12 protein-coding genes are annotated in these 11,094 nt (G+C 67.9%); 1 reads left to right on the top strand and 11 read right to left on the bottom strand.

Annotated elements, in window-relative coordinates; genetic code table 11:
- Nucleotides 1-260, top strand: a 260-nt coding sequence (locus AUCHE_RS06615; RefSeq protein ID WP_006502510.1) for an alpha/beta hydrolase, incomplete at its 5' end; no start/stop codon positions are given.
- 97 nt (nucleotides 261-357) lie between these two features.
- On the opposite strand, the gene AUCHE_RS06610 is transcribed toward AUCHE_RS06615, so the two are convergent.
- The 11 genes from AUCHE_RS06610 to AUCHE_RS06560 form a co-directional block, all read right to left on the bottom strand.
- Entirely contained in the window at nucleotides 358-1,425 is a 1,068-nt protein-coding gene (locus AUCHE_RS06610; protein WP_006502509.1) for a flagellar hook protein FlgE, read from the bottom strand.
- Between the two features lie 93 nt (nucleotides 1,426-1,518).
- Entirely contained in the window at nucleotides 1,519-2,211 is a 693-nt protein-coding gene (locus AUCHE_RS15575) for a flagellar hook assembly protein FlgD (RefSeq protein ID WP_006502508.1), read from the bottom strand.
- Between the two features lie 12 nt (nucleotides 2,212-2,223).
- Nucleotides 2,224-4,122: a flagellar hook-length control protein FliK gene (locus tag AUCHE_RS16570; protein WP_006502507.1), complete on the bottom strand. Its 1,899-nt coding sequence runs from the start codon at nucleotides 4,120-4,122 to the stop codon at nucleotides 2,224-2,226.
- Nucleotides 4,119-5,282, bottom strand: coding sequence for a lytic transglycosylase domain-containing protein (locus AUCHE_RS06595; protein ID WP_006502506.1), 1,164 nt, complete (start codon nucleotides 5,280-5,282; stop codon nucleotides 4,119-4,121). The genes AUCHE_RS16570 and AUCHE_RS06595 overlap by 4 nt, the downstream gene beginning before the upstream one ends.
- Nucleotides 5,272-5,715, bottom strand: coding sequence for a hypothetical protein (locus AUCHE_RS06590; protein ID WP_006502505.1), 444 nt, complete (start codon nucleotides 5,713-5,715; stop codon nucleotides 5,272-5,274). Before AUCHE_RS06590 ends, AUCHE_RS06595 begins: the two co-directional genes overlap by 11 nt.
- A 10-nt stretch (nucleotides 5,716-5,725) precedes the next feature.
- Entirely contained in the window at nucleotides 5,726-7,024 is a 1,299-nt protein-coding gene (locus AUCHE_RS06585) for a FliI/YscN family ATPase (RefSeq protein WP_040321768.1), read from the bottom strand.
- Nucleotides 7,021-7,743: a FliH/SctL family protein gene (locus tag AUCHE_RS06580; RefSeq protein WP_006502503.1), complete on the bottom strand. Its 723-nt coding sequence runs from the start codon at nucleotides 7,741-7,743 to the stop codon at nucleotides 7,021-7,023. Before AUCHE_RS06580 ends, AUCHE_RS06585 begins: the two co-directional genes overlap by 4 nt.
- Entirely contained in the window at nucleotides 7,736-8,746 is a 1,011-nt protein-coding gene (gene fliG, locus AUCHE_RS06575) for a flagellar motor switch protein FliG (protein ID WP_006502502.1), read from the bottom strand. The genes AUCHE_RS06580 and fliG overlap by 8 nt, the downstream gene beginning before the upstream one ends.
- A 3-nt stretch (nucleotides 8,747-8,749) precedes the next feature.
- Nucleotides 8,750-10,360, bottom strand: a complete 1,611-nt coding sequence (gene fliF, locus AUCHE_RS06570) for a flagellar basal-body MS-ring/collar protein FliF (protein WP_006502501.1) — start codon at nucleotides 10,358-10,360, stop codon at nucleotides 8,750-8,752.
- Nucleotides 10,357-10,692, bottom strand: coding sequence for a flagellar hook-basal body complex protein FliE (locus tag AUCHE_RS06565; RefSeq protein WP_006502500.1), 336 nt, complete (start codon nucleotides 10,690-10,692; stop codon nucleotides 10,357-10,359). The genes fliF and AUCHE_RS06565 overlap by 4 nt, the downstream gene beginning before the upstream one ends.
- Nucleotides 10,689-11,087 (bottom strand): flagellar basal body rod protein FlgC, encoded by a 399-nt coding sequence (locus AUCHE_RS06560; RefSeq protein ID WP_006502499.1) that lies wholly within the window; start codon nucleotides 11,085-11,087, stop codon nucleotides 10,689-10,691. Before AUCHE_RS06560 ends, AUCHE_RS06565 begins: the two co-directional genes overlap by 4 nt.
- Nucleotides 11,088-11,094 lie beyond the last annotated feature (7 nt).

Below are 11,094 nucleotides of genomic sequence, written 5' to 3'. Positions count from 1 at the left end.
TCATCGTCAACAACACCCACGACCCGTCCACCCCGCTGGACAACGCGAAGAAACTGGCCGCGCTCTCCCCCGGCGCGCGCCTGCTCACCGTGAACGGATGGGGCCACGGGAGCAGCGCCGCGAGCACGTGCGCCCGCGAAGCCATCCAGTCCTACCTGGTCGACGGCAAGCTGCCCGCCCAGGGAGCCACCTGCGCAGCGGACAAGCCCCTCTTCCCCGAGAACAAGCCCAAGAAGAAGAACAAACCCGCAGGGAAATGATCCTCCCCTCACCGAACTGACACTGCGGGGTGCCCCTCTCATGATCGAGGGGCACCCCGCAGTGTGCGGTCGGCGCTGACAGGTCAACGCATCACGATCAGCGCTTCATCTGGATCAGGTCGGAAAGCACCTCGTCGGAAGTGGAGACGACCTTCGAGTTCGCCTGGAAACCACGCTGGGCGACGATCAGGTTGGTGAACTCCTGAGCCAGGTCGACGTTCGACATCTCCAGGGTTCCGGACTCGATGGTGCCTTTCCCTCCTTGAGCCGGGATACCGGTCTGTGGCACACCGGAGTTGTTCGTCTGGCGGTACATCGAACCGCCGACCTTCTCCAGACCGGGCGGGTTGTTGAAAGTGGTGAGCGCCATCTGGCCGAAGACTCGCTTGGTGCCGTCGGAGAACGAGCCGACCAGCTTGCCGTCCTTGTTGATCTGGAAGGACTCAAGAGCCAGGTCAGCGTTGGCGGCAGCGCCACCAACTGCCCCGTCTCCACCGAGCACGAAGTTCTTCCACGTCGTCCCGCCGCCTTGAACGTCCTGCGCCTCGGTGTCACCGACCCGGAAGCCCTTGACGAGCGCAGTGGGCAGCTTGAGCGGAACGGCTTGCAGAGTGGTCTGGTCCAGCGGAACCGTTGCGGGAGCACCGGTCTTGTCCAGAATCACATTCTTCGCCAACGCCGCAGCGACCGCAGCTTCAGATTTGTCCGCACCCAGACGGTCGCCTGGAGCGTACATATACCCGAGTACATACGATCCGTCGCTGGTGACCAGGTTGCCGTCGGTGTCGAAGTTGAAAGCGCCGTTACGGGTGAAGAAGTTCGCACCGGCCTTCTCGACCGTGAAGAATCCGTCACCCTGGATGGCGACATCGGTGGTCTGGTTGGTGACCTGCAGACCACCCTGACTGAAGATATTGGTGATCGCGCCGAGGCGGGCACCCAGACCCACCTGGGCCGGGTTGATACCACCGATACCGGGGCCGCCACCGGCAGCCGGGACCGGCGCCGACGAACCCCGGATGATCTGGGACAGGTTGTCCTCGAACACGGCCCGGCCGGTCTTGAAGCCGAAGGTGTTCACATTCGAGATGTTGTTACCGGTGACGTCCAGCATCGTCTGGTGGACGCGGAGACCGGAGACGGCCGAGTACATGGAACGAAGCATGAATGCGTGTCCTTCGTCTTCAGGGAGCCTGAACAGGCCCTAACTGCCAGCAAGTCGTGGAGAATGTGATGCCGGGGCGGTGGGGGGTCACGCTCAGGCGGTGGAAGAAGCAGGCGGGGTTGTGCCTGTCGAGGACGTACCACCCGTCGAGGACGGGTCACCGGTCGTGGTGGTCCCGGTGGAGGACGTGCCGCTCGTGGCCGTCATGACCTTGGTGACGTCCTGATAAGGGACGTTCTTGCCACCCACCGACAGTATCGGCCCGGTGCCGTCGAACTTGACCGAATCGACGACACCGACGGCGGTCTTAGTGGGGTCATTGGGATCGATCCCGTATTCCACCTTGTAACCGACCAGAGCCACCGCCGCCGAGATCCTCTGCTCGGCAAGCATGCTGGTGTAGGTCTTGTTGGTGTCCTCATTGGTCTTCGCCATGACGTTCATCCGCTCGACCATCGACAGGGTCGCGGTCTGCTGCATGATCTGGCTGGAATCGGTCGGTTTGCTCGGGTCCTGATACTTCAGCTGCGCGATCAGCAGCTTGAGGAACATCTCCCCGTCGAATTCACCCTGCTTCTTGCCGACGGTGGAACGTCCGGTCAGGCCTTCCATCCCCTCGGCGGGTTTGGTGACCAGGATCGGTTTGCCGTCCTGGCCGAGGACGATCTTGCCGTCCTTGTCCTTCAGGTACTCCGTCGTCGGCGGCTTGTACGTCTTCCCGTCGATGACCGGGGACCGGTATGTGGGGTCCCAGGTTCCGCGCGGGTCCGAGATCGGGATGCTCATGGTCTCTCCCTGTCACAGCTGGAGGTCGAGCGGGCCAGAACCATCCGTGGTCTCCGACGCCGCAGGTCGATCACCGGGGAGAGGAGTTCCGGTGCGGTCGATCCGGGTCGAGGTGTGCCCCGACGGGTCACGTGGCTGCTGACCACGCGGATCCTGCCAGGCCTGACGTGAGCCATCGCCCACGTCCACGCTCGTACGTCCGAATCCTGCATCGGCCAGTTGGTCGCGAAGTTGATCCATGTTCTGGCGCAACATGTCGCGCGCGCCCGAATCCGCGGCCTGCATCTGCACGGAGATCTCCCCGGCCTGCATGGTCACGGTCACTTTCACCCGGCCCAGACTGGCCGGGTCGAGTTGCAGTTCGACGTTGTAGGAGCCGTCCCGTCGTTGGATGACCGGGGCGATAGCGGTCAACAGTTGGCTGTGCACCGGGGCAGGGGGTGCCGCGGCCTGGGCCGGCGCGTGATGGCTCGCCGCGGTGACGGCCGGCGCGTGCGGGCTCTGGACGACCGGTGGTGTCGCCGAGGGCGGCGGCGTCGGGGTGGTCGGCCGGTCGGTGGGGGGTGCGGTCGCCGGGTCCGGTCGGGCCGGGTCCTTCGCCCCTGCGAGCGGGCGGACGTCGGTGGCCGATGGTGGCGGGGTGAGGAGCGGGTCCCGGTCGGAGGACAGGTAGCCGGCCGATGGGTCCGTGATCGGACGCGCCGTGGGCGTGAGCCGGGTCGGGGCGCCCGTCACGCTGCTCTCCTCGGCGCCGCCTCGGGCCGTGGCCGGGTCGGGAAGAGAGGTCGCCGGGACGGACGAGGTGCCTGTCGGCGGAAGGGTCGTTGTCCCTTCCGGGTGTTGTCCTTCGACGGTAGCCGCATTTCGGCCGGTGGCCTGGGGCTGCGTCCGAGACGGGTCCGGTGCCATCGCAGGTCCGGGGGTCGTCGCGGAGGGGGCGCCCTCATCTGTCGTGTTCTCGGGGCGGGCGGCCGTTGCCGGGCCGGATGGCGGGGGTACCGGTCCGAACTCGGCGGTGGGTGCGGGCCCGTCGGAGACCGGGAGTCCCGGTGTGGCCGGTGTGCCGGCGGGGGGCGCTGCGACGGCGGACGGAGGCGCGGGGAAGGGCGGGGCCGTCGCCTGCAGTGCGGTCGGGGCAGGCTCCTCGTACGGGAGAGGCCCTGTGCTTCGGGTGGTGTCCGCGACCGGGAAGGCCGGTGCGGGCGAGGCGGCAGCCGGAGGCATCGGCGGTGCGCCGGCCGGAGGCTGCGGGGGCGTGGCTGCGACGGTCGGCGGTTCGTCGGCCGGGACGCCGGGAACGAGCGTCGGACCCGGTGTCTGGGGCGCGGATGCTGCGTCTCCGCCGGGGATCGCGGTGTGCTGTCCGCCGAGTGGCTGGTTCACCGGTGCCATCGGAACCTCGGCCGGGGCCCCCGGAGTGACCCCGACCGTAGGAGCAACCGCCCCGGCGGCCGGTGTCGTCTGTTCACCGGGTGAGGTGACCGTCCGTCCCAGGAGGGACTGCTGCCGGAGCATCACCGCGAGTTCCGCGGTGACCACGGCCGCGCTCTGTGCCTCGGCGGTCGGGACCATCGGGTCGGCCACCGGGACCGCAGAGGCGTCGCCGGCCTGGCCGAGACCGGCGTCGGCTCCTTCGACGGGTTCTCCGGACGTTGTCGTTGTCGTCGGTGCCCCGGGTGTCTCCCTCGAACCCGACGTGATCCGGTCGGTGCCCCCGGCGCCTGGCGCGCCCGGCCGTACCGGCATCGGACGGTCCGCGGCCGGACGTGTCTGCGGGGCCGGCAGGTCGCCGACCCGTTGACGGGAGCGCAGCACCTTCGCGAAGGACTCGCCGCCGGCGGTCTGCTCGGGCAGGCGGTATCCCTCGACCGGCATCAGGGACGGCTTCTCGGTGTTCACCCGGATCGTCATACGGTCACTCCCCTGTCGGCCATGATGCGCCGGACGTAGTTCTGGGTCTCGGCGTAGGGCGGAACCCCGCCGTATCTCTTCACCGCGCCGGGCCCGGCGTTGTACGCGGCGAGCGCGAGCTGGGTCGATCCGAAGGTGCGGAGGTTGTCGCGCAGCAGCCGGGCTGCGCCGTCGACGGCCTGGGCCGGGTCGCGCGGGTTGACCTTCAGTCCGGCTGCGGTGCCCGGCATGATCTGCATCAGGCCGATCGCTCCGGCCGGGCTGACCACGCCGGGGTTGAAGCCGCTCTCCTGTTTGGCGACGGCGGCCAGCAAGGTCGCCGGTACGCCGTACCGGGCTTCGGCCTGCTGGAAGAGTGCCCGGAACTGGGCGGGTGCCTGGGCCAGTGCGGAACCGGCCGGGCCGGTGGCGCCGGTCAGTCCGGCGGTGAAGGCCGCCGAACCGATGCGGGCCGCGCTGGACAGGTCGGGGCCGTCGGGGACGACTCGGCGGATCGCGACCGGGGTGGCGTAGACGCTCTGGATCTTGACCTTCTCGCCGGGTTGGGGGGCGGCGATCATCTGGTTGTTGCCGACGTAGATGGCGATGTGGTCGACGGGGCTGCCGAAGGCGAGCAGGTCGCCCGGGCGGGCCTGGGCCAGGGAGGGCACTGCGGTGCCCATCTTCGCCTGGTCGGCGGCGACGCGGGGCAGCGAGATGCCCAGGTCGCCGTAGGCTTTCTGGACGAGGCCGGAGCAGTCCAGCCCGGCGGCGGTGGTGCCTCCCCACACGTAGGGCACGCCGAGGTATTTCTTCGCGGAGTCGACCACGGCGGCGCCGGTGACGCCGGCTGCGGTGGCCAGTCCGCCAGCCAGTGCGGCTCTGCTGGTGGTGGTGGCTCCGCCGACGCGGGTGTTCCCGGAGGTGAAGGTTCCACCGAGGCCGTTCCCGCCGGTGGTGGGGCCCATCTCGACGTTGACGCCGGACCAGGGGAATTTCGTGTTGTTGTAGTCGCGGCCGATGAGATCCTGCAGTTTGTAGTTCCAGGCGGTTCGTCCGTTGAGTGCGCCGTCGGCACTGTACGTGCCCGGTTGCACCGGCGAACCGAAGCCGGAGAACTTGGCCTGGATCTCGGCGATCCGCGCTTGGACCGCGCCGATACCTGACAAGTCAACGCCCATGACGCCCCTTCGTGTAGACACCTGCTCTACTCTCTTCGGCAGTGCGCTGGTCGGCTGCGAGCGATTCGGCGAAAGCGGCTGCGTCCACTCGTTCCACGAGTCGTTCCAGTCCTTGGCTCTTGATGCGGGCCAGGCGTACTTTGTCGCGGACCTCGTCGGCTTCCGATTCGGCGGTGGTGATGCCGCGTTCGGCGCCGCGGACCATCGCCGCTGCGGAGGTGCTGTGGGCCAGGTGGGCGCGGAAGCGGTTGACATCGCAGGACTCCGGCGGGGTGACTTCTCGCTGGTAGTTCTCCTGGGCAAGGCTCAGCCGGTCGTGGGCGGCCCGGATCCGGGCGTTCGCTGCCGCGAGTTCGCCCTTGGCGAGGTCTTCCTCGAGGCGTCGGATCCTGAGCAGGGTCGCGAGTTGGCGGCGACGGGCCTTGCCGGACACGGGTCTTTCCTCACTCGGCGGCGGCGAGCTGGTGCAGCCATGACCAGGTCGTCTCGGCCGGGGTCAGGTCTTCCAGGTCCTGGCGGAGGAAGCCGTCGATATCGGTCGACTGGCGTAGCGCCCGGTCGACCTGCGGGTTGCTGCCGGCGACATAGGCGCCGATCTCGATGAGGTCCTTGGCGTCGCGTTTCGCGGCGAGAAGTTGGCGGATCGTCACCGAGTCGGCGCGTTGTTCCCGCGTGGTGATGGCTTTTTCCGCACGGGAGATCGACTCGAGGACGTCGATGGCGGGGAAGTGTCCGGAGGTGGCCAGCCGCCGGGAGAGCACGATGTGGCCGTCGAGGATGGAGCGGACGTTGTCGGCGATGGGGTCGTTCAGGTCGTCGCCGTCGACGAGGACGGTGTACAGGCCGGTGATGCTGCCGGTGGGGGCGGTCCCGGCCCGTTCCAGGAGGCGGGGCATCAGCCCGAAGACGCTGGGCGGGTAGCCGCGGGTGGCGGGGGGTTCACCGGAGGCCAGGCCGACCTCGCGTTGGGCCATGGCGACGCGGGTCACCGAGTCCATGCACAGCACGACGTCCTGGCCCTGGTCGCGGAACCATTCGGCGATCCGGGTCGCGGTGAACGCCGCCCGTAGCCGGACCAGGGCGGGTTCGTCGGAGGTGGCGACGACGACGACGGCGCGGCGCAGGCCTTCCGGTCCGAGGTCGCCTTCGACGAACTCGCGGACCTCACGGCCGCGCTCCCCGACGAGGGCGAGGACGCACACCGGGGCGGTGGTGCCTTTCACGATCATGGACAGCAGGCTGGACTTGCCGACGCCGGAGCCGGCGAAGATCCCGAGGCGTTGACCCCGCCCGCAGGGGATCATCGCGTCGATGGCGCGGACGCCCAGGGGCATCGGGGTGTCGATCCGGTCGCGTTGCATCGCCGCCGGGGGGATGCCGGTGGAGCTGACCAGTTGGACGTTGCCCAGCGCGCCCCGGCCGTCCATCGGCTCGCCCAGGGCGTTGACGACCCGGCCGAGCAGGCCCCGACCGACCGGCACCCTCAGGGGTCCGCCGGTCGACTGCACCGGGCATCCCGAGCGGACTCCGCGCAGGTCGGAGATCGGCATACAGGTGGCGCGGCCGTCGCCCAGGGCGACCACCTCGGCCATGATCGGGCCCTCGTCGCCGATGATGCGCACGGCTTCGCCGACGCCCAGTTCCAGGCCGGCGATCTCGATGGACAGGCCGACCGCGCTGACCACTTTGCCGCTGATCGTCGGGCGGGCGGCCGCGCACAGCTGTTCCATCAGGGCTCTCATGGGCGGATCACCTTGCGGACCCGTTCGAAGGCGGGACCGTACTGGGCGTCGATCTCGAGGTTCTCCGCTTCCACGAGGACGCCGCCGAGTTCCACTCCGGGGTCGCCCACCAGTCGGGTGATCTCCCATTCGGGGACGTCCTGCACGAACTCCTGGATCTGGGCCAGGTCGTCCGGGTGCAGACGTACGGTGACCGACACCCCGCGGGACACGCCGGACATCGCCCTGATCAGGGCGTCCTTGGCACCGCAGCCGTCGACCTGCAGGTGGTGTCCTACCAGGGACTCGGCGAGTTCCACGGTCATCGTGGCGATCAGGTCGTACAGCTCGTCCAGGGTGGGGGTCTGCACCTGCACCGCCTGTTGGGCGGCCTGGGTGACCCGGGTCACCAGGTCCTCGATGTAGGCGTTGTACCGGGTGCGGTCGATCTCGTCGCGTTCGGCGAGCAGGCGGGCCTGTTCCTGCATCAGGGCCAGGCCTTCCTGGCGGCCGGCTTCGTAACCGGCGGCGTGGCCGGCCCGGAAGCCTCTGGCGCGGGCTTCCATCGCGGCCTGTTCGACCACGGCCTCCAGGTGCGGGTCGACCAGGCGCGGGTCGGCCCGCCCCGGGGTGACATAGGTCGTGGAGGCCAGGTCGGCGGACATACGTGCCGGTCGGATCGGGGACACCTGGTCCTCGCCCCGGAGGACGTAGCCGCGGGAGGGGAGCTGGTTAGGCAACGAACTCGTCGCTTCCGCTGCGGCTCACCACGATCTCGCCGGCTTCCTCGAGCATCCGGATCTGCCGGATGACCACGGCCTGGGATTCCTCGACCTGCTTGAGCCGCACCGGGCCGAGGATCGAGATCTCGTCGGCCAGGGAGAGCGCAGCCCGTTCGGACATATTGCGGGTGATCTTCTCGCGGACGTCCTCGCGGACCCCCTTGAGCGCCACTGCCAGGTCCTTGGAGTCGACCTTGCGCAGCACCACCTGGACGGCGCGGTCGTCCAGGCCGACGATGTCCTCGAACATGAACATGTGGGCGCGGACCTCTTCGGCGAGGTCCAGGTCTCTCTTCTCCAGGCCTTCCAGGATGAGCCGCTCGGTCGTCCGGTCGGACTGGTTGATGACGTCGACCAGTGATTTCAGGCCGCCGACATTGCTGTAGTCGCTGGCCTGCACGAGGGTGGACAGTCGTCTTTCCAGGTGGGCTTCGACCTGTTTGACGATTTCCGGGCTGGTGCGGTCCATGATGGCCAGCCGGTGGGCGACCTCGGCCTGGACCTCCGGGGCGAGCCCGGACAGGATGATGGCCGCGGCGTCGGGCTGCATGTGGGCCAGCACGAGGGTGACGGTCTGGGGATGTTCGTCCTGCAGGTAGGACAGGATGAGTTTCGCGTCGACCCGGCGGAGGAATTCGAAGGGCATTTCGACCAGGCTCGCGGTGAGCCTTTGCATGACCTCGTGGGCCCGTTCCTGGCCCATCGTGGCGATGAGGACCTCTTCGGCGAAGTTCACCCCGCCTTGGACGTAGTACTGCCGGGCCTGGGCGAGTTGCCGAAACTCTTCCAGCACTTCGTCGAGGGTGTCGACGTCGACGCTGTCCAGGCGGGCGATCTCGGCGGTGAGTGCTTCGACCTCGGCGGGGCGGAGCATCTTCATGATCTGGGCGGAGTGCTCGGTGCCCAGTTGGACGAGGAGGATGGCCGCCTTACGCAGGCCTGTCATCTGTGCGACGGTCATCGATCAGTTCCGTTCCGATATCCAGCCGCGGAGGAGGCGCGCGACCTCGTCCGGGTCTTCTTCGACGAGGCTGCCGATCTCTTCGCGGGCCAGGACGCGGGCCTGGCTCTGCGGGTCGACCGGGGTGGCCTCGATGACGGGCAGCGGGTCGGACTCCAGGGAGTACTCCAGCGGCGGGTCGACCGGGGTGGGCGGCAGTTCCCCTGCGGTGGCGGAGGGCAGTTCGCCCAGGTCGACGACTTCGGGTTCTTTGCGGCTCTTGCGGAAGCCGATCAGCAGGGCCAGCAGGAGGAGGAGCACCAGTCCGGCGTTCTTGGCCAGGTCGATCAGTTCGCCCTGACGTGCTTGGGCGGCTTCGGCGTCGGCTTTGGCCTTGGCGGCTTCGGCGGCTTTGGTGTCGAAGGCGAGTTTGCTGACCTCGATGGCATCGCCGCGGGCCTGGTCGATCCCGGCGGCTGCGCCGAGGAGTTGTTTGAGTTCGGCGGCGTTGTAGATGCCGGCGTTCTTCGCGTCCAGGGCGATGGCCACGTTGAGTTTCTTGATGGAGCCTTTGGCGAGGTCCTTTGTGGTCTTCTGCACGCCGTACGGGTTCTGCTTGGTGAAGTCTTCCTTGGTGTATTCGTTCTTGCTGGAACCCTGGTCGAGGCCGGGGACGGTGATGTTGTCCGGGCCGAGGACTCCGCCGACGGCCTGGCCGGAGGCGCCGGTCATCTTCTCGGTGCTGCGTTGTTCCACGACCGGCGGGTCGCCGGCCTTGGACAGGACGTATTCCTGCCGTTCGACCTTGGTGTTGTCGAAGTCGAGGTCGGCCTGCACGCTGGCGGTGGAGTTGCCGGGGCCGACGATGGTGTCGAGGAATTTCTGCACCTGGGCGGTCTTCTGCGCGGACACGGCGCGGACCTGGTCGGCGCGGGCGTCGAGTCCGCCGACGCCGCCGCCTTCTTCGGTGTACCGGGTGCCCAGGGCGTCGGTGACGGTGACGGCGGAGGATTCGAGTTTCGGCACGGCCGAGCTGACCAGGTGGACGACGGCGTCGACCTGTCCAGTCTGCAATTTGGCGCCGCTTTGCATGGTGACCTGCACCGAGGCCGAGGGTTTGGTCTGTTCGTCCTGGTAGGGCGAGTTCTCACCCAGGGCGAGGTACACCTTGGCGTCGCGGACCTTGTCGATCTGTTTGATCGTGTTGGCGAGTTCGCCTTCGATGGCTCGTTTCGCGGTGAGTTTCTGTTGGAAGTCGCTGGAGCCCAGGCTCGATTTGTCGAGGATGCCGTAGCCCTTGGAGTCGGGGCTGTTCTGCGGGAGGCCGGCGCCGGCGAGGTCCAGCCGGGCCTGGTCGGCCTGTGAGGAGGGGACGAGGATGCTGTTCCCACCGTTGCCCAGTTCGTAGGGCACGCCGGTCTCCTTGAGTTTGGTGGAGATCGCGGCGGCGTCCGAGCTGGACAGGTTCGTGAAGATGGGGGTCATGGTGGGTTTGCTGGCCCAGTTCACGAAGACGATGGCACCGACGATCGCCACGACGACGGCGATGACCGTCACCGCGCGCTGACCGGGGGTGAAGCCGTTGAAGACGCCTTTGGCGCGCCCCAGGACGGCTTGGAACTTGATGTTCTTCACAGGGGCATCCGCATGATCTCGTTGAAGGCTTCGACGGCTTTGTTACGGACGTTGACGACGAGTTGGGTGGCGACCGTGGCTTCGTTGGCTGCGATGGTGTAGTCGTGGATGTCGGTCAGGTCGCCGGTGACGGCTTTGACCGCGAGGGTGTCGCTGGTGCGGTGCAGCGCGTCGAGTTCGCCGATCTTGCGGGCGAGGATCGCGCCGAACTCGCCTTGGGAGGGCGAGCCGACGGCGGAGGGTGTGGTGAGTTTGTCCACACCGGTCAGGTCACGGACGCCGCCGATCCCGAAGGAGGGGATCGTGGAGATGCCAGGAATGGAGAAGGTCACTTGCCGATTCCGATCGCCGCTTCGTACATGGTCCGGCTGCGTTCCACCACGGCGAGGTTCGCCTGGTAGGAGCGCTGCGCGAGGATCAGATGTGCCATCTGGTCCGAGAGGTTGATGTCGGGGATGCGGACATTGCCCTGGGCGTCCGCCAACGGGTGGGTGGGGTCGGAGACGACTCGGCCTTGGGGGTCGCCGAAGTGCGTCCCGGCGACATAGGCTCCGCCGTTGTTGCCGTACTGGTTGGCGCGGGCGACGATGTAGCGGGCTTGGAAGGCGCGTTCGTCGGTCCGGCTGACGTTGTTCATGTTCGAGATGTTGTCCGAGACCGCGTCCAACCATTTGCGGTCCACGACGAGCCCGGTGTAGGCGATATTCATCGCGCCGAAGATGCTCATGGTGGTC

It is taken from the genome of Austwickia chelonae NBRC 105200 (assembly GCF_000298175.1).
Classification (GTDB): domain Bacteria; phylum Actinomycetota; class Actinomycetes; order Actinomycetales; family Dermatophilaceae; genus Austwickia; species Austwickia chelonae.
The sequence above is the reverse complement of the archived record's forward strand: the minus strand, read 5'-3'. Positions and strand labels throughout refer to the sequence as shown.